This window comes from Cohnella nanjingensis (assembly GCF_014212125.1).
GTDB lineage: Bacteria > Bacillota > Bacilli > Paenibacillales > Paenibacillaceae > Cohnella > Cohnella nanjingensis.
Map to the genome: position 1 here is coordinate 318,312 of NZ_JACJVP010000024.1, position 20,125 is coordinate 338,436.

General features: G+C 59.0%; 17 protein-coding genes. 12 read left to right on the top strand and 5 right to left on the bottom strand.

What is annotated here, in order from left to right; genetic code table 11:
• Positions 1-64 precede the first annotated feature (64 nt).
• Complete coding sequence (locus tag H7C19_RS15295; protein WP_185143513.1) at positions 65-805, top strand: Bax inhibitor-1/YccA family protein; 741 nt, start codon at positions 65-67, stop codon at positions 803-805.
• Positions 806-991: 186 nt separating this feature from the next.
• Here the strand turns inward: H7C19_RS15295 and H7C19_RS15300 are convergent, their stop codons facing one another.
• Entirely contained in the window at positions 992-2,158 is a 1,167-nt protein-coding gene (locus H7C19_RS15300; protein ID WP_185143514.1) for an epoxide hydrolase family protein, read from the bottom strand.
• Positions 2,159-2,450: 292 nt separating this feature from the next.
• Between H7C19_RS15300 and H7C19_RS15305 the strand changes: the two genes are divergently transcribed.
• Together H7C19_RS15305 and H7C19_RS15310 are read left to right on the top strand one after the other, a co-directional pair.
• Positions 2,451-3,404, top strand: coding sequence for a hypothetical protein (locus tag H7C19_RS15305; protein ID WP_185143515.1), 954 nt, complete (start codon positions 2,451-2,453; stop codon positions 3,402-3,404).
• A gap of 68 nt (positions 3,405-3,472) precedes the next feature.
• Positions 3,473-3,709: an NHLP leader peptide family RiPP precursor gene (locus H7C19_RS15310; RefSeq protein ID WP_185143516.1), complete on the top strand. Its 237-nt coding sequence runs from the start codon at positions 3,473-3,475 to the stop codon at positions 3,707-3,709.
• On the opposite strand, the gene H7C19_RS15315 is transcribed toward H7C19_RS15310, so the two are convergent.
• Positions 3,686-5,581: an ATP-binding protein gene (locus tag H7C19_RS15315; protein WP_221469257.1), complete on the bottom strand. Its 1,896-nt coding sequence runs from the start codon at positions 5,579-5,581 to the stop codon at positions 3,686-3,688. The two genes, H7C19_RS15310 and H7C19_RS15315, sit on opposite strands and share 24 nt — an antisense overlap.
• Before the next feature lie 265 nt (positions 5,582-5,846).
• Between H7C19_RS15315 and H7C19_RS15320 the strand changes: the two genes are divergently transcribed.
• From H7C19_RS15320 to H7C19_RS15340, 5 genes are all read left to right on the top strand, one after another.
• Positions 5,847-6,287: an SRPBCC family protein gene (locus H7C19_RS15320; RefSeq protein ID WP_185143518.1), complete on the top strand. Its 441-nt coding sequence runs from the start codon at positions 5,847-5,849 to the stop codon at positions 6,285-6,287.
• Positions 6,277-6,753 (top strand): EVE domain-containing protein, encoded by a 477-nt coding sequence (locus H7C19_RS15325; protein ID WP_185143519.1) that lies wholly within the window; start codon positions 6,277-6,279, stop codon positions 6,751-6,753. The genes H7C19_RS15320 and H7C19_RS15325 overlap by 11 nt, the downstream gene beginning before the upstream one ends.
• On the top strand, positions 6,722-7,168 hold the full coding sequence (locus H7C19_RS15330; RefSeq protein WP_221469258.1) for a MarR family winged helix-turn-helix transcriptional regulator: 447 nt from the start codon (positions 6,722-6,724) through the stop codon (positions 7,166-7,168). Before H7C19_RS15325 ends, H7C19_RS15330 begins: the two co-directional genes overlap by 32 nt.
• Positions 7,169-7,271: 103 nt before the next feature.
• Positions 7,272-8,723, top strand: coding sequence for a stalk domain-containing protein (locus tag H7C19_RS15335; RefSeq protein ID WP_185143521.1), 1,452 nt, complete (start codon positions 7,272-7,274; stop codon positions 8,721-8,723).
• A 132-nt stretch (positions 8,724-8,855) separates the two neighbouring features.
• Entirely contained in the window at positions 8,856-9,533 is a 678-nt protein-coding gene (locus H7C19_RS15340; protein WP_185143522.1) for a cupin domain-containing protein, read from the top strand.
• 140 nt (positions 9,534-9,673) lie between these two features.
• Here H7C19_RS15340 and H7C19_RS15345 read toward each other — a convergent pair whose 3' ends face one another.
• Complete coding sequence (locus tag H7C19_RS15345; protein WP_185143523.1) at positions 9,674-11,005, bottom strand: copper amine oxidase N-terminal domain-containing protein; 1,332 nt, start codon at positions 11,003-11,005, stop codon at positions 9,674-9,676.
• Positions 11,006-11,696: 691 nt separating this feature from the next.
• Between H7C19_RS15345 and H7C19_RS15350 the strand changes: the two genes are divergently transcribed.
• The 4 genes from H7C19_RS15350 to H7C19_RS15365 all read left to right on the top strand — a co-directional run bounded on the left by H7C19_RS15350 (position 11,697) and on the right by H7C19_RS15365 (position 15,552).
• On the top strand, positions 11,697-12,041 hold the full coding sequence (locus H7C19_RS15350; protein WP_246469518.1) for a CD3324 family protein: 345 nt from the start codon (positions 11,697-11,699) through the stop codon (positions 12,039-12,041).
• On the top strand, positions 11,989-14,184 hold the full coding sequence (locus H7C19_RS15355) for an ABC transporter transmembrane domain-containing protein (protein WP_185143524.1): 2,196 nt from the start codon (positions 11,989-11,991) through the stop codon (positions 14,182-14,184). The genes H7C19_RS15350 and H7C19_RS15355 overlap by 53 nt, the downstream gene beginning before the upstream one ends.
• Entirely contained in the window at positions 14,181-14,681 is a 501-nt protein-coding gene (locus H7C19_RS15360; RefSeq protein WP_185143525.1) for a DUF1854 domain-containing protein, read from the top strand. The genes H7C19_RS15355 and H7C19_RS15360 overlap by 4 nt, the downstream gene beginning before the upstream one ends.
• A 133-nt stretch (positions 14,682-14,814) precedes the next feature.
• Complete coding sequence (locus H7C19_RS15365; RefSeq protein WP_185143526.1) at positions 14,815-15,552, top strand: spermidine synthase; 738 nt, start codon at positions 14,815-14,817, stop codon at positions 15,550-15,552.
• 92 nt (positions 15,553-15,644) lie between these two features.
• Here H7C19_RS15365 and H7C19_RS15370 read toward each other — a convergent pair whose 3' ends face one another.
• Together H7C19_RS15370 and H7C19_RS15375 are read right to left on the bottom strand one after the other, a co-directional pair.
• Complete coding sequence (locus tag H7C19_RS15370; RefSeq protein WP_185143527.1) at positions 15,645-18,401, bottom strand: S-layer homology domain-containing protein; 2,757 nt, start codon at positions 18,399-18,401, stop codon at positions 15,645-15,647.
• A 582-nt stretch (positions 18,402-18,983) separates the two neighbouring features.
• Positions 18,984-19,859, bottom strand: coding sequence for an AraC family transcriptional regulator (locus H7C19_RS15375; RefSeq protein WP_185143528.1), 876 nt, complete (start codon positions 19,857-19,859; stop codon positions 18,984-18,986).
• Between the last annotated feature and the right edge of the window lie 266 nt (positions 19,860-20,125).

Genomic DNA, 20,125 nt, shown 5'->3' on the forward strand with positions numbered 1-20,125 from the left:
GTGAATAAATTTGGTACAAACCGTGATATAATTGGAATATTATAACGGACGAGGTGGTTCTCAGGTGATCGGTCGCAGCGGCAATCCGACATTGAACGACAATACTTTTGAACGAACGAGGCAATACGGCGGCACGAGCAGAATGACGATCGAGGGCACGGTCAACAAAGCGTTCATTACGCTCGTGATTCTGCTTGGTGCGGCATTCGTCACATGGTCGATGTACTTCGACGGACAGAACGTGATGGGATACGCGGTCGGGGGGGCGCTCATCGGGTTCGTCCTGGCGCTGATCATCAGCTTCAAGGCGACTACCGCGCCTTATCTGGTGCCGATCTACGCTTTGATGGAAGGCGTATTCCTAGGCGCGCTCTCCGCGCAGTACGAAGCGAGGTTTGACGGCATCACCTTGCAGGCCGCCCTGCTGACGATGTGCGTCTTCATCGCCCTGCTCCTGGCTTACAAGACGAGGATCATCCAGGCGACGGAGAACTTCAAGCTGGGCGTGTTCGCCGCTACGGCGGGGGTCGCGCTGCTCTATCTGGTCAGCTTCGTGCTCGGCCTGTGCGGCATCACCGTACCCTATCTGCATGAGAGCAACTGGATCGGCATCGGCATCTCGGTTGTCATCGTGATCATCGCGGCGCTGAATCTCGTGTTGGACTTCGACTTCATCGAGAACGGCGCGGCGCAGGGCGCTCCGAAGTACATGGAGTGGTACGGCGCCTTCGGATTGATGGTCACCTTGGTGTGGCTGTATCTGGAGATCGTCCGCTTGCTCGCCAAGATCATGAGCCGGGATTAATCGCACTTTCAGAAGAGGCTCCGTCCCGCAGGGGACGGAGCTTTTCCATCCGGCAGCTATCCCTGGATCTCATCGAGACGGAAGAGGACCCGAAGTACCGCAAGAAATACGCCGCCGTCTGGCGGTAATAACGCATGCCGAAAGGGCACCCTGCGCGGGTGCCCTTTCGATCTGCCTCTCGCTGGATTAGCGGAAGCGGCGGAAGAAGGCTTGGATGTCGGGCGCCAGCACGTCCGGCGCGTCCAGGGCGGCGAAGTGGGTGCCCCGTTCGAACTCCGACCAGTGGACGACGTTGGTGTTGTCCCGATAGGCGAACCGCTTCATGGACTTGAAGTCGTGGCCCATGACGGCGACGCCGGTCGGCGCGGCGTTCGGCCCTTGCGCGGCGGGATTCTGGTTGTGCGCGTTCTCGTAATAGATGCGCGTGGACGACTCGACGGTGTTGGTCAGCCAGTAGAGCATGACGTTCGTCAGGAACGCGTCGCGGCCGATGAAGTCGACATGGTCGCCGAAGCCGTTGAACAGCTCCGCGATCCAGGCCATCTGGCCGACCGGCGAGTCGGCGAGGCCGTAGGAGAGCGTCTGCGGCCGGGTCGATTGAATCGCGTTGAAGCCGGCCCGCTCATGGAAGTTCGCGAGGAACGCGAGACGCTGCTGATCGTCCTCGGACAAGTCCGCCATCTCCGCCGGATCGCCGGACGGGAAAGAGAACAGCTGCAACACGTGGATGCCGAGGAGGCCTTCGGGCTGCTGGATGCCCAGCTCCCGGGAGACGAGCGCGCCGAGGTCGCTGCCGTGCGAGCCGTATTGCGCGTAGCCGAGCCGCTTCATCAGGACGTCCCAGGCCCGGGCGATGCGGGCGATGTCCCAGCCGGCCGCCAGATCCGGTCCCGCGAATCCGAAGCCGGGCACGGAAGGGATCACGAGGTGGAAGGCGTCCGCCGGATCGCCGCCGTGGGCGCGAGGGTCGGTCAGCGGCCCGATCAGCTCCAGGAACTCCACGATCGAGCTCGGCCAGCCGTGCGTGAGGATCAGCGGGACCGCGTTCGGCTCGGGCGAGCGGACGTGCATGAAGTGGATGTTGGCGCCGTCGATCGTCGTCGTGAACTGCGGGTATCCGTTCAGGCGCGCTTCCTGCTCGCGCCAGTCGTAGCCGTTCTGCCAGTAGGCCGCGAGGTCCTTCACGTAGTCAAGCGGGACGCCGTACTTCCAGCCGGCCTCCGGCAACGCGTTCAACCAGCGGGTGCGGGACAGGCGGTTTTGCAGATCGTCCAGGTCGGCTTGCGGGATGGCGATGCGGAACGGGCGGATCTCGGTGTCGGCTGCGCTTGCGATCGGGTTAACGTTGGTCATGGGGGAAGGCCTCCTCAAAGGGTTTGTCGTTCTCTTCTCTACGCTTCTTATCTTAGACCACCGACCCTGACACCCTTATGTCAGGGTCGCCGGAGGCGTGGAACTTTTCTCGATTTTCTTTCGGCGGACCTTTGCGATACCGTTTACACCCCGCGGGAACTGCGATACGCTAGGGGAAATGAGAGAAGACGAACGGATTTGCGCGGTGCCGGATGTCCTTTTTGAGTTGCGATAATCGGTTAACAGATCGGCATGCCTTGCACAATCAAGCGAGAGTAGGAGAGTCCGACCGATGAACTGGATCGAAGCGTACGGCAGCGAGATCGAAGCCGTCTTCGCGCATGCGGCAGCCGATGCGGCCCGGTTCCCGGCCCCGTTCGACCGGATGGGACAGGCACTGCTGGCCGGGTGCAATCCGCTGAACGGCCGAGAGGGCACTAATATGATCTGCTTCCTGCTGCCCTGCTGGCTGAAGGAGGAGACGGGGAGCCCGGAGGCGTTGTGCCGGGATCTGGCCGCGGGCAACGTGTTTGCGATGCTGCATTATTTTCTGCTGGACGACGTCATGGACGGCGATGCGGGTCCGCTGGCCCTGGAAGCGAGGGACGCGCTGGCGCTGGGGCAGCTCTGCCACGGCGTATTCCGAGACTATTACGGCCGATACTTTGACAGGGAGTCCCCGCTCTGGCCGTATGATCGCCGCTATCTCGAGGAGTGGGCGGCCGCCGTATCCGAAGAGCGGCGGCGGCCGGCCGATCCGCGCGATCCGGTACGGCTCGCCCGCAAGTCGGCGCCGATCAAGCTCTGCGCGGCAGGCATGCTGATCCTCGCCGGGCGGCTTGACCGCCTCCCCGTCATCGCGGAGGCGATCGAGCTCGTGCTGGCGACGCTGCAGTTGTCCGACGACTGGGCGGATTGGCGGGACGACCTGGCCGGAGCGCAGGCGAATGCCTTCCTCGCGCTGGCGCGGGAGGGGACGGGGCTGGCGCCGCATGAGCCGCTGGACGAGCGGCGGGTGAGGCAGGCGATCTATCGCGAGCGGGCGTTGGATCGGCTTGCCGATATCGTTCGGACGTATGGCGAGCGTCTGCGCTGCCTGCCCGGCGCGCCCGTTCCGCTGCTTGAATTTCACGAGGCGATGCATCAAGGATTGCTTCGGGACGCGGCTGCTGCAGAGGAGATGGTTATGAGTCTGGCGACGGAGGGTGGATTTGCCTATTATTTGTCGAATCAAGTGAAAAAATAGGAGATTTTACCTGATAGGCGTGATATGATTGGGAGGAAAGTCATCCACTTTTTGGAGGTCATGTCCGCATGTCGTTGGAATCTCTGAAGGTACAGATTATTAAGAAGGCCTGGGAAGATCCCGCATTCAAGGCAGCGCTCTTGAGCGAACCGAAGAAGGCCATCCAAGAAGCATTCGACATCGAGATTCCCGCGGAAGTTGAACTGAAAGTGGTAGAAGAAAAACCGTCGCTCTACTATCTGGTCCTGCCTCAGAATCCGGAAGACGCCGCCGGCGGCAACTCAGGCGTGCAGTTCGTCTGGTAATTGCTCCGCCTGTTCCGGATCGGCCAACGGGAACCGAATCGTCACTTCGGTTCCTTTTCCTTTTTCGCTGCGGAATACGATCGTGCCCTGCATCACTTCGATGATCCGGATCGTGACCATCATGCCGAGACCCGTCCCTTTGGACTTCGTCGAGAAATAAGGAACCCCCAGCTTGGCCAGCTGCTCCTCATCCATTCCCTCGCCATTGTCTTTGATCCAGACAAAGACCTCCCCCGCTTGCGCGATCGCTTTGATCTCGATCCATCCGTCCTTGCCCAAGGCTTCGATGCTGTTCTTGATCATATTGATAAACGCTTGCTTGAACTTGGAGGAATTGCCGATCACGAACAGATCGTTCTCCGCATGGAATCGGATCACGCCGCCGTGCATCGCCGCGAGGGGCGTCATCATCGCTTCGATCTTCTTCAGCTCCTCGGACAGGTTCAATACGCCGACGGTATCCATCTCCGGCCTGGCGAACGTGAGATAGTCGGTGATGATATCGGACGCGCGATCCAGCTCGTTGGTGGCCAAGTCGAAGTAAGATTTGCTCTTCGGATCGGTCCGGGTCGCGAGCAGCTGCAGGAATCCCCGCGTGACTTGCAGGGGGTTGCGGACTTCATGGGCGATCGAGGCGGCCATATCGCTGATGATCTTCAGCTTCTCCGTCCGCTGAAGATTATGATTGTAGAGCTCGAGCTCTTTGGAATAGCGGACGAGCATCGCGTAGTCGGTCGAGATGCGTCTGGCGAGAATGACGACGAGCGAGAAGATCAGCATAATAACGCCGAACTTCCACAGGAACAGGATGTAGGTCTTGCTGCTCAAGTAGTAGAAGGTCAGATCGAGCACCCCGGACAAGGCGAACAAGAGGAGCCCGGCCGACAGGATGACGGCGTCCCGGTTCCCCTTGATGGCATGGCGGGCGGACAGCCCGATCAGGAGCAGCAGCTGAACCAGGATGAGCACGCCCATGATGCCGTTCAGGAAGAAATAGTAGATCGCGTAGTGCTGCTCGCCCGCGAATTCATAGACGAAGCGCGCCGCCAGACAGAACGCGGCGTAGCCGGCCTGGATGCGGGTGAACTTCGTGAAGAAGGCGTACTGCCGCTCGAAGACCTGATCGATATAGTGATTCAGCGCGGGAGCCAGTACGATCAAGGCCACGTCGAACAGCAGCAGCAGGAGCTTGCCGTACGTTGGCAGATAGATATAAGGCAGCGGGGAATAGACGATGATGAGCGTGCCCAGCATCAAGGCCACCAAGCAGAGCGACACCCATGAACTGCGCTGCCTGCGGTGCAGATAGCCCGAGCACAGCAGCATGATTAACGCCAGGAAAGCGATGGCGGTCCCGAGCATCAGATCGGGCAAGTCCTTGGTCACGTAGCGATGGGACAAGCGCTCGAAGTCGTCGATCCGAAAGCCGCTGAGAACGCCTGCGCGCTCGCTCGTGGTGAGAATGCGAATATCGTACGCCATCGGCGTCGAAGCGCTCTCGATCGGCACCAGAAGTTTGTTCAGGTCGAACTCGAAGTCGCGCTTCGACGCGAAGATCTGCCGGCGATCTTGGAATACGGACAAGTCCAGTCCGTACATGCGCTCGACAAGCAAGCCCGGCCGCAGCCATTCGGCGGTCGGAGGCAGCGTGATGCGGATCCAGACGCCCTGCATGCCCACCGGCAAGCTGGACAGCGGGCGGTCGATGCCCGCGTCCAACCAAGTTCCGTTCGGAGGGGGACCGTTGTCCAACGCGGCATGGGCCGGAATCCATTGCGCTTGCCATTCTCGGATGTCGATCGCGTTCCGCGCTGCCGAAGCCGGTTGGGGAAGGCAGAGGAACCATAATATCGTAAGGGCAATTGCCCGCAAAAGCGCTCGTCCAAGCAGCGATTTCATTGTGCACCTCGTACTATACGGCTATCCAGGTACAAAAGGCTTGTTATCACCTAGTTAAAGGTTATGTTTCGACAATTTCTTACAATCTCCTCTAATCGGGTGCAAGTTCTTTTTGATATCGGACCCTGCACTAGGATATCGCCCCCCGGGAGCGAGAAGGCAAATTCGAAAAAATTTGTTTACACATATAATATGTACACGTATAATAAAGACAAATACGAAATGAGGTGGATCCAGGATGTGGACTTTCGAACACACCGTAACAACCAAGGCCAAAGTAGAGACGATCTGGGCGCTCTATAGCGATATCTCGACATGGGTCGCGTGGGATGCGGGCATCGTTCATGCCTCGCTGGAGGGGCCCTTCGCCGCGGGCACCCGGGGACTGCTGCAGCCGGAGGGGCAGGAGAAGCTGCCCTTCGTCCTCACGGAAGTAGAGCCGCAGCGCGGATTCTCGGACTTGACCGAGATGCCGGATGCAGGCATCTCCATTCGATTCGATCACCGTCTGGCGTCGATTGCCGAGGGGACGCGCGTGACGCACCGGGTGACGATCGCCGGTCCGAATGCGGATCATCTGGGCGCGGAGATCGGAGCCGGCATGAAGAACGGTATCCCGCTCTCGGTCGCATCGCTAGCGGCCATGGCGCTGGAGAGGGAGCGGCAGCATGGGGACTGAGGAGGGACGGGCGCATAGCCGCTATTGGATTGGCGTCGTCTCCGCTTCCCACGTCCAGCGCGGCGTGCAGGGCGGATTCGCTCAGCTCTGCCACGGCAAGGCGGCCCCTCTGCGCAAGATGCGGTCCGGCGACTGGCTCATCTACTACTCGCCGCGCACGGATCTCTCGCACGGCGAGCCGCTCCAGGCGTTCACCGCAATCGGCCAGGTGGAGGACGATCGCGTCTACGAATACCGGTTGTCCGATTCGTTTGTACCATTCCGACGCAATATACGCTACAATCGATGCAATGCCGTGAAGATCGGCAACCTGCTAGGACAACTTAGCTTCACGCGCGAGAATCGGCATTGGGGGTATTTGTTCCGCTCGGGGCATTTCGAGATCGGACGCGAAGACTTCCTGACGATTGCGGGAGCCATGCTGGAGGATCATGATGAATTCGGAATTCAAGGAAGCGAACGATAGCCCCGGCTTTCTGCTGTGGCAGGTTACGAACGTATGGCAGAAGGAGATTCGGCATGCGCTGGAGCCGCTCGATCTGACGCATCCCCAGTTCGTGCTCCTCTTCTCCTGCCAGTGGCTGAACGACAAAGCGGGCCATGCAGGCGTGACGCAGATTCAGCTGGCGCAGCATGCGCAGGTGGATGTGAACGTCACCTCGCAAGTGCTGCGAACGCTGGAGAGGAAAGGATATGTCGTACGCGGCGCGCATCCTACCGACACGCGGGCGAAGGCCATCATGCCCACGCCGGCCGGCGATGCGCTAGCCTCACGTGCCGTTCAGGCCGTCGAAGCGGCCGATCGGGCATTTTTCGCCAGTCTCCCGGAGGAAGACCGGGGGCAATTGATTCGAACCATGCTGCAGCTGATTAAGAGGTAGCAGGGCGAGGCGTGTAACCTTCCGCTTGCCAGCCGCGTCTAGAGGGAGAGGGTAGACCTGTCCGTCATAGACAAACTTGAGGCGAGGAAAGGTGATTGGAACGTTGAACGGCAAGAGAAATCAGACGCTAGCAAAGTTCATGATCGTGTGGATGGCGTTGACGCTAGGGGTGGGACTGGCCGGCTTCCCACAGACGGCTCATATGGCTTCCTCGTCGGAGACGAACGTGGTATTCCAAGACGCGGCATTGGAGGCGGGGCTAAAAGAAATCCTGCAGAAGAGCGGCGAAACGTCCCTGACGGCGGCGGACTTGCAGTCCCTCGCCGTGGTGGATCTGCCGGGCCGCGGCATCCGCGATCTGGGCGGGCTGGAGTACGCGACCAACCTGACCCATCTGAACCTGTCGGACAACGAGATCTCGGACCTCGCTCCGCTGCTTCCGCTGACGGAGATTCGCGGATTGAACCTCACGAGGAACCGGATCGCATCCCTTGACGCGCTATCCGCGATGAAGGATATGGGGCAGCTGGAGGTCGCGCAGAACGAGATCGCGTCGCTGGACGTCATCCGTGGCTTCTCGCGCCTGCATACGCTGGACGTCTCGTACAACAAGCTCGCGAATATCGACGCGCTCGCGGGGGCGTCCAACCTCACGACGCTGAGTATCAGCGGCAATCAGCTGACCCGGCTGGACCCGGTCGGCCGGCTGGCGAAGCTGGAGAGCCTCAGGGCCGCCGAGAACCGCATTGAGGACCTCGCGCCGCTGCGATCGCTCAAAGGTCTCATGCATCTCGCGATCGACGGCAATCGGGTGACGGATCTCGGTCCGCTTCGCGATCTGACCGGGATGCGGAGCTTGACGGCGGACCGCAACCGGATCAAGGATCTGACGCCGCTCCGGAATCTGACCCAGCTGTACATGATCTATGTGAACAAGAACGAGGTCTACAGCCTGGAGCCGCTGAAGGGGCATGCCAAGCTGTCCTATCTGCATGTGTCGCAAAACCGGATCTGGAACCTGGAGCCGATCCAGGACATCCGGTTCGACTTCTCGTTCGACACGGGCGCGGCGAGGTACGGCTTGGATGTGACATACAACTACTTGGACACCCGCGCGGGGACGAAGACGGCGAAGCTGATCCAGAAGCTGAATCCCGACTACCTGCCCGCCACGCAGAAGCTGACGCAGCGGCTCGTCTTGGGCAAGACCGTCGCCTACGTCGGCGACAAGACGTATACGCTGCCGACCGCGCCGTTCACGATGGGCGATCGTACCTTCATGCCGATCCGGTTCGTGTCCGAGCAGTTGGGCGCCACCGTCAACTGGAACGCCGCCAAGAAGCAGGTGACGATCATCAAGGGCGGCAAGACGATTCAGTGGACGGCCGGCGAGAAGAAAGCGCTGGTCAACGGCAAAGCGGTCGCCTACGATGTGCCGATGACCCTCAGGAACGGCAGTACGTTCCTACCGATCCGCTTCGTCTCCGAGCAGCTGCAATCGTCGGTAGAGTATGAACCGGCGCAGAAGATGGTCATTATTTTTGACGAGGCTTGAAGTGGAAAGCAAGAGAGAAGGATACCTGGGATTCAGGTGTCCTTCTCTTGTTGTATGGGCATTCGCGGAGCAACGAACCCTTCAATTGCATACATTGGGATAGACATTCACCCATATCGGAGGGATAGAATCATGAATCCGGACTTAATGTCCCCGTCTCTGACGCTGATGGCGGACTCCAATGAAGTCGTCAACTACAAGCGGGACCCGCATAATTACATCACCCAATTGTTCGCCGCGCAATTTCCACCTATTCAGAACGGCTTCTTCAACGTTCGCTTGAGCAGGGGCATCATCGTTCAACCGCACTGGCATACGAACGTGACCGAGCTCGTCTTTGTGATCAGCGGCGAAGCGGTGACGTCCGTCTTCAACCCGTTCACGCAGCGGCTGATGACTTACCGCTTGGGACCGGGTCAAGTCGCGCAGTTTCCCAAAGGCTGGTTCCACTGGATCGTCGCGCTGTCGGACGAGGCGCAACTCCTGACGATCTTCGATCAGCCTACGCCAGACGTCGTATACGGCTCGGACTTCCTCCGCTTCCTACCCAAGGAGATTGCGGGCCGCGCCTATTGTGTGGATGAAGCGGCGTATGCCGAAGCGGTGGCGCCGATTCGCGAGTCGGTCATCCTAGGCCCGCCGCCCGGGTGCATGCAGCGCGAGGAAGATCAATATGCCGCACGGCAGATGCCCCCTTATCCAGGCTTGCACCCCTTCCAACCGCCGTATTCCGCTTATTATCCCCACATGCAGCCGGAGCCGTATCCGACTCAACCTCAGATGCCGTATCCGGAGTTCGGTTTCTTATAAGGTGCGTAAAGAGACGTACCGGGTACGACTGGTACGACTCATAGCCCTACTTCAAGCGAAGATGCGCAAAGAGGCAGTCCCTGTGGTCGTTCTAGACCCTTATGGGACTGCCTCTTGTGTTAATTCCATGAACTCATCGGTCAGTCAATGTTCGCAATCCCCCACTTGCCGTCCTTGTTCTTCCTCGCCGTGAAGGTGTAGTTGGAATGCTGCACTTTGCCGTTCTCCGACTTGTCGAATCCGATCACGATGTTCTTGCGTCCCGTCTCGGCGTCATAGGGCGCAATTTGGATGAGCTCCGTGAATTTGAACTGGAGGGCCGGCTCGAGCAGGAAGTCGAAGTAGTCGCTGTCCGCGGATGACAGCGTCGCCCGGAACGCCGCCTTGTCTTTCGCTGCGAGGGCTGAGATACTCCCCTTTACGAGCTGAAGGACGGTCTCCTCCTCCGCATCCGCTCCCTTCGGGAAGTCGATCGTCACTCCCGGCTTGAAGACGTCGGCATTCGAAGTCGAGGGAGGCGGCAACTTCACGGTCTCCTTGCGCTTCTCTCCGTCCAGCCGATAGACGACTTGACCTTCCTGCATCGTGACTCCGCCGGCAACCCAGTGCGTGTACCCCGATTGGACGTATTGCCCCTGGAGGTCGACGACACCGCTCTCCTCGTCGTTGCTGTCTCCCATCATGCCCGAGGAATAAGCGTAGAAAGCGGTCTTGAGGGCGGGCGCGGTCCCCTGCGCCTCTGTCCACTTCTTCTTCAGGAATAGCGAGAAGGCGTCGCTATCGTTCGCGACGCGAGCCTGCCAAGTCACGACGGGCCCGTCTTCCGTCATCTCTATCCAGGAGACGACATCCCCTTGAATCAGGTAGAATCGCAGCGCCTCTCCTTCGGGGAATAGAAAAGTATTGCTGTAATACTCGCTGTCGTGCTTCGGCAGGAGCGCGGGGCGTTCGCTATGAAGCCGCCCGAGCGCCAGCTTCATGGCCAGCTTGCGTGCGCTCTCCAGGCTGCCGTTATAGAGAACTGCTTGATCGGCTGCGCCGAGCGGCGACCGGATCGAGACGGTGCCGTTGCTCCAGTCCACGGGATAGCCGAAGGTCTGGGACAGGAACCGGAGCGGCACATAGACGCGGCCGCTCGCCATCTGTGCGGGCGCATCCAACGAGACTTCTTCAGATTGGCCCGGGTAGGCCCCCGACAACAGCGCCTTGTTCTTGCCAACGGTGAGCTTGACGCTCTCGGACCACTTGCGAACCGTAGCGGTCTTGCTCTTCGCATCCCAGGCAACCGTTGCGCCCAGCGCCTCCGAGGCGGCGCGGAGCGGGACGAGCACGTGTCCATTTGTGACGAGGGGTGCAGTCTCCGTCTTCACGGGCTTATCTCGAATGAGCAGCTTGACAGGCGCAGCCGCATAGGCGGACGAACCGACGACGACAGCGAGGAGCAGGACGATCGCGACCGGGAATTTTCTCAAACGCCGCACACACCTTCCTAGATAATGAAATTCTTCCAGTTAGACGTGAACGAAGGAAGATTAGTTTCGATTCCTTCGCGTTCGCCGCGGAAAGATTGGTTATAGCCATTCTGTCGCTTTCGCCTCGCGCCGCGCGGTCGTACAATGTAGTTGTCGGGCCCGACGAATCTCCAGGAAAGGAGTTGATCGTGTTGATCTACCATCCTGAGGTGATCTCCGTTTAGTCGGAGGTCGCCACTTAAGGGGGGAGGCCGCAAGGCCTCCTTTTTCATCGTTCAGATCGTTTCACGCCTTTTCCTATCTGAATGATCCGCGCACAGCAAGTCTCTACTGCTTACGAGGCAGAGGCACCGTTTTATGCGCACCCCGGACTTGAGATTCATTTTGGAAAATTTACGTATTTTTGTTGTAGAATGAAAGGGCTTTCTATATACTGAAACCGTGCACCATCATTTCAAGGAAAGGGGATATTCAACATGCTGCTCGTTCACAAGGGGAGAGAACGCTAACTGAATACCGTTATTTCCAGACGCCCGTTTAATGGAATAGGTATTTAGGGAGCACGAGCCTTGCGTTCGTGTTTTTGTTTTTCTTAAGAACCACTACTCGAGAGGAGGAAAAAAGATGGTTAAGGCATTCGCTGAACCGATGAAGATCAACGTCAACGCGTTTGAGATGAAGGAGGACCAACTTGAACTACAAAAATGGGAGAGATGTGCTTCCCCCTAGCTTGCTTCAGGAGCTGCAGAAATACGTAAACGGCGAACTGGTCTATATTCCTAAACTGGACGAACAGCGCGCCCGCTGGGGAGAAGTCAGCGGAACGAGGAAGCTGCTGGCGGAACGCAACAAGGAGATCTGCCGATTGCATTCGGACGGATCGACCATCGCGGAGCTGGAACTGATATACCACTTGTCCAGCGAGAGCATCCGCAAAATTATCATTAAATCACGGAGACAGCCGGTCGTCGGCGGAGGAGTCCATGTCGATTCAAAATACGCTCCCGGAACCTATTCGCGTTCAACTGCCCGGTGAGCCGATATTCAGCGTTAAGACGGATCTGATGCCCGACGGACGATTCGGGGAGCTGTGGTTCGCGGTCACCGAACGGGAGGTTGCGCTGTGGAGCGCGGATGGCACGCCTTCGTTCCGGCTGGACGTGGGGGAGCTGTCCGAAGCCCGGGCGGTGAACGGTATCGGCGGCGGCACGCTGCTGGCCGATACGAAGAGCGGCCCGGTCGTCGTCGCGCGGTACACGGCGGCACTGTCCCCCGTGTTCGGCTTCGCCGCGAAGCTGCTCACCGCGATGGCCAAGCAAGAGGAGCTGCCGGTCGTCTCGGAGAAGGAATTTCCCCGATACTGCCCCAGCTGCGGCAACCCGTTAACCGAGGAGACGCAATCTTGTCCGATCTGCAAGAGCAAAGGCAAGGTGCTCTTCCGCATGCTGGGGTACGCCAAGCCGTATAAGCTACAGATGGCCGTCGCCATCGTGCTGCTCATGCTGACCACGGTCGTCGAGCTGATCCCGCCGTATCTGACCAAGATCATGATCGACGACGTGCTGCAGCCCAAGAATACGGGCTCGGCCCTGCTATGGGTCGTGCTCGGGCTAGGCGCCACCTCCCTGGTCATGTCCGTCATGCAGACGGTCCGCGGCCTGATCGGGGTCTGGGTCGGCTCCAAGCTGATGGGCGATCTCCGCAACGACATCTACACCGCGCTCATGCGGCTGTCGCTCGCCTTCTTCGACCGGCGTCAGACGTCGCAGTTCGTCGGCCGGGTCAATAGCGACTCGGAGGCGATGCGTCAGTTCATGACGGACGGCGTCATCTGGGTCAGCGGGGAGACGCTGCGCGTCGTCGCCATCTTCGTCATCATGTTCGGACTCGATTGGAAGCTGACGCTGTTCGCGCTCATCCCGATGCCGTTCATGGTGCTCGTCTCCCTGACGCTGTGGCCGAAGATCGGCCGCAGATGGTACCAGCAATGGCGCTCGATCTTCCGGCTGAACGTGCTGGTCGGCGACTCGCTGCAGGGGATCCGCGTCGTCAAGGCGTTCGGCCAGGAGACGACGGAGATGTCCCGCTACTCGGCGGCCAACCGCGAGCTCGTCCGCAACAATATCCGGATCGAAGGCTTGTGGCAGGGCATGTTCCCGCTGTTCTCCTTCGTGGCGGGCATCGGGACGCTGCTGATCTGGTACAACGGGGGCTCTTCCGTCATCCGCGGAGATCTGCAGCTCGGGGTGCTCATGGCGCTCATCGCCTACTTGGGCATGCTGTTCGGCCCGCTGCAATGGGTCAGCCAGATGATCAACTGGGCGAGCCACGCGCTGGCTTCGGCGGATCGCGTCTTCGAGATCATGGATACGCCTTCCGACGTGCCCGACGCGCGGGATCCATCGCCCATCGGCACCATCCGGGGAGACGTAGCCTTCGAACGCGTCTATTACGGCTACGAGAAACACCACCCCGTCCTGAAGGACGTGAACCTGCAGGTCAAGGCGGGCGAGATGATCGGGCTGGTCGGCCACTCCGGCGCGGGCAAGTCGACGTTCATCAACCTTATCTGCCGCTTCTACGACACGGACGAGGGACGAATCCGCATCGACGGCATCGATCTGCGGAGCATCAGCCAGACCGACCTGCGCAAGCAGATCGGCGTCGTGCTGCAGGAGACGTTCCTGTTCGACGGCACGATCGCGGAGAATATCGCCTACTCCAAGCCGGACGCGACGCCGGAGGAGATCATGCGGGCGGCCAAGATTGCGAACGCGCACGACTTCATCGTTCGGCTGCCGGACGGCTACGACACGAGGGTCGGGGAGCGCGGCCACCGTCTGTCGGGCGGAGAGAAGCAGCGGGTGTCGATCGCCCGCGCGATCATCCACGATCCGCGCATCCTGATCCTGGACGAAGCGACGGCCTCGGTGGACACGGAGACCGAGCGGCAGATTCAGGAGGCGATCTCGCGCCTCGTGAAGGGCCGCACGACGTTCGCCATCGCCCACCGGCTATCCACCCTGCGCAATGCGGACCGGCTGGTCGTCCTGGAGAAGGGGAAGATCGTAGAGGTCGGTACGCACGAAGAGCTGCTGGCCATCGAGGGCGGCGCTTACCGCAAGCTCGTCGACGCGCAGAAAGAGCTCTCCAAGATCAAGGGGGTAGAAGGCGGATGAGCGATGATCTGTACGATATTCGCATGATCGCGCCGGAGGAAGTCTACTTCAGCCGGGGACCCGGCGGCGTCTTCCAAGGCGTGCTGGACGGCAAAACCTATTCGGAGCTGGTCGTCTACCGCGCGTTTCCGTTCCTTTATACCACGCAATATATCTCCATTCGGGATGCCAAGGGCGAGGAGCTCGGCATCGTACGGGATATCCGCGATCTGGACGAGGAGAGCGCGAAGGAGCTGGAGCGGGAGCTTCAATTCCGATACTTCCTGCCGCGCGTGACGCGGGTGGACAGCGTGAAGCAGAAGTCCGACCTCTGGATCTGGGAGCTCCAGACGAACCTGGGCCCGACGAGGATCGCGATGCGGAACCTGCACGAATTCATGCAGTTCCCCGGCGGCAGCCGCATCATCCTGACCGATATCAACGGCAAGCGTTGCGAGATTCCGGATTGGCAGGCGCTCGACAGCCGCAGCCGGATGCAGTTGACGGACGTCGTGTAGGGGCGGCAAGCGGACAGGAAAACAGATAGGCAGAAGGGCATCCTCCCGGGGGTGTCCTTTTTGCGATTGTGGTAGAATGATCCCGACAGCCCGGCGGAAGCAGCCGGGAAACGGCAAGGAAGGAGCGGGCGACATGCATCTGCTGGATCGGCGATCCGGAATGGACGGGGAAATCGCGGTCTACGAGAGGACGGAGTTGTACGGGGAGATGGGCAAATACCGCTGCCTGCAATTCGCCGACGGGGCCCTTCAGGGCGCGATTGATCTGCGGGACCCGTCCCGCGTCGTATTGGCCTACCAACGGGCGCTGATTCACTTGATGTCGTACAACGAACCGGCCTTCGAGCGGGCATTCGTCATCGGGCACGGCGCGGGAACGATCGCGAGCCGTTTCGCGGACCGGCAGTTCAAGGTGGCGGAAATCGACGAAGCGATCGTGTCGCTAAGCAGGCAGTACTTCGGCTATTGGTTGGACAACGTGACCGTCGGGGACGGCCGCCGGGTTCTCGAAGCCGAGGCGCCCGGCGCCTACGACTACATCCTCGTGGACGCCTTTACCGCCAAGGGAACGCCTCGCCATCTCGCGAGCCTGCCCTTTTTCCGGATGACGGCGGAGAAGCTGGGGCCACGAGGTATCCTATTTCTTAATTTGATCGGCCGGGCGCGCGGCGACAAACGCATCGCGTCGGTCTATACGACTCTGAGGGAAGCGTTCCCGCACGTTCGCGCGTTCTATCTCGGCGGACGCGACGATCCGAGCGACGGCAACTTCATCCTCGCGGGGGCGAAGCGGGAGATCGGGTGGCAGGAGGCGCAGATGGCCGGATTTGCGGAGACGGAGCCGGAGCAGGGGTATGTCGTGGGGGATTGAGGGGATGGCGCGTTGCGCATGTTGGATTACGGAAAAAAAGAAGAGCCTGTTGAACGTTCAACAGGCTCTCGCGATTGCATGAAAAACGATTCCTAAGAGAAGATGTTGGATTTGATCTCCTGGATGACGCGCACCATTTCCGTCACAGATGCATCGGCGTTTAACAGGGCATCACCTTCAATCGTAAGATCTTGGAGGCGGTCCCGAATATCGGGATCGATCGACTCGTTATCGATTAGCAATTGGGCCATCGCGATCTGATACTGCAAGTAATGACGCACGGTGAGCAGCTTTACGCCGACTACTTTGCTAGCCGAGGCATTGCCAACGGTAACGGTCAGTTTCACTTGGAAGCCCAGATCGTTGTCGCTCGTGTTAAGCTGGTTGATGATCAGATCGTCCCCGGTATCATTGATCCCCACATAAGTTGCGTAGGTGACCGAGGTCGTAGAAGCGGGGACAAGATCGGACAGACGGATCGAAGTCCCAGCATTTAATGCAATGCTTGGCATGAGGTAGGTCATTCCGTTAACCGAGCTTGTTCCGATCAGATACTCATCCGATTGGAATTTGCTCAACTCGGCATGGGCCGGATTTACAGTTCCCTCATACTGAGGCTCGTCGTCTCTCATCGTGTTGCGATCGATAAAGGTGACTTCGCCGTTCAGAATGTTCATGGCGAAGACGTCCCAATAGATCTCGGTGCCGTCGCCTTCAGGGATGGAATAGGACTTAGTCGGCGTAGTTACCGAGCCTACATAGATATCCACTTGCGCTCCGGATTTACGAAGCGTACTGATGCCGGCATAGTGATGTACATAGAATTGATAGAAACCGTCCGTGCGATAACGGATGGTTGTCGTTTCCGGACCATAGGAATCCGTGTCGTCAATATCTAGGTCGGCATAAGTGGTGGAGTTTACAGAGTATGATTTTCTGCCGTACCACGTGTGGAAATATTCAAGTCCATCTACTGTCGGGCCGAGCAGATGGGAGTCTTCATCGCGCGGGTTTTCTCCCCAAGTCAATACAATGCGAATTTCGCCTTCGTTCGGGATTCGAACCGCTTTCTCGTCTTTGTTGCGATACACTTCTCCGGTTAAAGAGGTTCCGATAATAAAAGTCACGAGAAAGCCCGGTTTGACCAGTTCTCCAGTATAAACACCAGGTCTAAGATCGGCGAAATATTCTCCATTCGCATCTGTGACTACAGTTGCTGCGATGTCCCCCGTCTTGGCGTCGACGCCGCGCCGGAAGTTAATATGCATGTCCGGTACTGGCTGATTGTTAGCATCCACGATTTTGCCCGTAAATCCGTATACCGTATCCGGAATAGACGGGGAACCGCCGGAGCCGCCGCTTACAGGTGTGCTAACCGCAGGCTGACCGCCAACGGTCGCGCTCACGCCGTTGCCGACGATGACGCGCTCAGGCGTCTGAGCGATTGAGCTGCCGTTAGCATTGATCGTGGCCGTGCCGATCGCGCCTTGACCCGTTACATTGGTTACGGCGTTCAGAATCAAAGCAGCTACGCGAGCGCCAGCAGCGATATTCACGTCTGTACCTGTGGCAGATGCCGTTACGTTCAGCTGTTCGATCGAGCCTTGGGTGAGGTCCAGCTTGATGGACGTGGCGATGACATCAACCGAATTGAATCGGCCTGCCATGCTGACTTCAGCGCCTTGCGGGATAACCGAAGACAGTACGACATCGCCAAAGCCGCTTCCCGTCATTTGGGACTCTTCCAGGCGCGCGCCCGATTGCAGCGTAATTTGCTGCACGGTCGTCGAGCCCTCCGCTACGATGCGGATGCTGCCGTCTCTCTTATCTACGATGACCGTCAGTAGGACGGAGTCGTTCAGATGGACGGAGTTCTTGCCGCCGCCGAGGATCGTCGTCTTGCCCTTGACGGTCACTTGGTTCAGGTAGACGTCGCCTTGGCCGACGCCTTCGCCGATGACGAGGTCTCCCTCGATGACGATGTTGTTGAGCGTAACGCCCGGAACGGAGATCAGCGCGGAGCCGTATACGGTCGTAGCCGTAGACTTGTCGCCGTAGCTGCCCGCTTTGTCATAGGTGACGGCCGGTTTAACGGCAGTTTGCCATTGCAGGGCGCGATCGAGCAACGTCACGGCTTCCGCGCGCGTCAGGTTGTCCGACGGGCGGAATTTGCCTTTGTCGCCGATCATCAGGCCCGCGTCGATCGCGGCGCCGATGGAGCCTTTGCTCCAAGCCGGAGCGTTCGCCACGTCGGACAGTTGACCTGCCGAATTGGACTCCGCGAGCTTCAGCAGTTTGGTCAGGATGACAGCCGCTTCCTGACGGGTAATCTGCTTGTTCGGCTTGAAGGTCTGGTCGCTGTAGCCGCTAATGTAGCCGCCCTTTTGGGCTTTGGCTACTTCCGCGTAGAACCAATTGCCTTCTTTTACGTCTTTGAACGCAATGGCGGCTTGCTCGGTGAGGCTTTGGGACTTGTTGACGAGGGTAACGAATTCCGCGCGCGTCACATCGCGGTTCGGCTTCACGGAGCCGTCCTCGAACCCGGTGATCAGGCCTTGGCCAAGCCAGTCTTTCAATACTTTCTCTGCCCAGTGGCCGGCTACGTCATAGCCGGTCTCCTGTTTCTGCGCGCCTGTCTGTCCGGTAGCTGCGAATGCAGTGCCGAAGGAGGACAGAACGATACAGAGGGCGAAAAACAGGAAAAGACTCTTCTGTTTCCAAGCGCTCCTCTTCATGAAACCTACAAACCTCCATTCAATTTCGGTCTTGAGAATCAGTGCGTGGTAGTTAAAAAGACCGATAGGTACTAGATCGGCAGAAGGGGGTCTTGGGATTAGCTGGAACTGCAAGAAATTTAACGGAAACGGCGATTTTAATTAATCTTTAGAAAACAGTGGGGCGAAGCAGCTGATGAAGGTGGAAAAGAGACGTACTGGATACGACACTTTGGCGGTTTAGGTGACGAAGACGGAAAAGAGACGTACTGGATACGTCTCTTTGGCGGTTTAGGCGATGAAGGCAGGAAAGAGACGTACTGGGTACGTCACATTGGTGGTTTAGGTGACGAAGGCGGGAAAGAGACGTACTGGATACGTCTCTTTGGCGGTTTAGGTGACGAAGACGGAAAAGAGACGTACTGGATACGTCACTTCGGCGGTTTAGGTGACGAAGGCGGAAAAGAGACGTACTGGATACGTCACTTCGGCGGTTTAGGTGACGAAGACGGAAAAGAGACGTATGGGGTACGTCTCTTTGGCGGTTTAGGTGACGAAGACGGAAAAGAGACGTACTGGGTACGACACTTTGGCGGTTTAGGTGACGAAGACGGAAAAGAGACGTATGGGGTACGTCTCTTGGGGGCTGCTGCGGCGAAGATGACAAAGAGGCAGTCCCCGCGGTCTTTTAGACACCTTAGGGGTTGCCTCTGTCCTTTACTTCTTCACGACCGGAACCCAGATTTCGCAGCGATAATGCTCGGCCGTCGTATCTCCCGACGGATAGACCTCCATCTCCGGTCCGCCTGCGTGCTCGTAGCCGGTTGCCGGGAACCACTCCTGGTAGATTCGGCTGAAGACGCTTTGGATCGCGCCGGGGAGCGGGCCGACGGACGGGAAGATCGCCCACGTCGCCGCCGGGATCGAAGCCCGCTCCAAGCCGTCGGCCGCATCCGCGGCGACATGCTCGCGGGAGGCGTCGATCCGGCCGGCGACCATATACGTGAAATCTCCCTCGCCAGGCTGCATATCGAGGCAGACGCCGTACAGGAGATCGCCGTCTCCAAAGGCGCTAAGTCGGGCGGCGGTGCCGTCCTGATTGCTGGCGGCCCAAAGCTCCGCGATGCGGGGCTGTTCCCCGTCCTTCAGTCGAATCGATTTGCCGACGACCTCGAAGCCTTCTTTCTCCACGATCCGATAGTCCATATCTTTGTCTCCCTTCAACGATAGGTGGAAGGAGATGCGGGGGTAGGCTTTGAGCGAGACGCCGGGCTGGCGCGCTTCCGATGGCGAGACGCCGTGGATCTTGCGGAACGCCTTGGCGAACGACTCCGGCGAATCGTAGCCGTACTTGAGCGCCGCGTCGATCACCTTGACGGACGACGACGCGATCTCCTGCGCGGCCAGCGTCAGCCTCCGCTTGCGCATGTACTCGGCGATCGTCATGCCCGTCAGCATGAAGAACATGCGTTGGAAATGGAACGGGGACACATAAGCCGCCTTCGCGATCTCCTCGATATCCAGCCGTTCTTCCATGCTTCCCTCCATGAGATCCAACGCATCCATCATCCGTTTGAGCCAATCCAACCGCATCCGCTCCCTTCGATTCCTATCTTAGCAACTTACAGCCGGGCGATCCTGTCATTGCGTGCTTTCAATGAACAGATTGTACCGATTATCAGAGGTGTCTTCAAGGAGGAAGTAACCGGCGGGGCGGCGCGAGGATTGCGTGCCGGGAGAGTCTTGACCACCGCCTTCAGCGATCCTCCCTGCCATGATCGCGGCGGACTTATTTGCTTCTAATAAGAGCGAATCGAACGGGAATTGGATCTGCCGATCGGTGCCGACATCATCCGCTG

Excerpts from the sequence above, each read along its gene's own strand:
- H7C19_RS15375 (WP_185143528.1), bottom strand. The coding sequence starts at position 19,859 with ATGCGGTTGGATTGGCTCAAACGGATGATGGATGCGTTGGATCTCATG.
- H7C19_RS15320 (WP_185143518.1), top strand. The coding sequence starts at position 5,847 with ATGTGGACTTTCGAACACACCGTAACAACCAAGGCCAAAGTAGAGACG.
- H7C19_RS15360 (WP_185143525.1), top strand. The coding sequence starts at position 14,181 with ATGAGCGATGATCTGTACGATATTCGCATGATCGCGCCGGAGGAAGTC.
- H7C19_RS15300 (WP_185143514.1), bottom strand. The coding sequence starts at position 2,158 with ATGACCAACGTTAACCCGATCGCAAGCGCAGCCGACACCGAGATCCGC.
- H7C19_RS15330 (WP_221469258.1), top strand. The coding sequence starts at position 6,722 with ATGAATTCGGAATTCAAGGAAGCGAACGATAGCCCCGGCTTTCTGCTG.
- H7C19_RS15305 (WP_185143515.1), top strand. The coding sequence starts at position 2,451 with ATGAACTGGATCGAAGCGTACGGCAGCGAGATCGAAGCCGTCTTCGCG.
- H7C19_RS15340 (WP_185143522.1), top strand. The coding sequence starts at position 8,856 with ATGAATCCGGACTTAATGTCCCCGTCTCTGACGCTGATGGCGGACTCC.
- H7C19_RS15365 (WP_185143526.1), top strand. The coding sequence starts at position 14,815 with ATGCATCTGCTGGATCGGCGATCCGGAATGGACGGGGAAATCGCGGTC.
- H7C19_RS15325 (WP_185143519.1), top strand. The coding sequence starts at position 6,277 with ATGGGGACTGAGGAGGGACGGGCGCATAGCCGCTATTGGATTGGCGTC.
- H7C19_RS15355 (WP_185143524.1), top strand. The coding sequence starts at position 11,989 with ATGTCGATTCAAAATACGCTCCCGGAACCTATTCGCGTTCAACTGCCC.
- H7C19_RS15310 (WP_185143516.1), top strand. The coding sequence starts at position 3,473 with ATGTCGTTGGAATCTCTGAAGGTACAGATTATTAAGAAGGCCTGGGAA.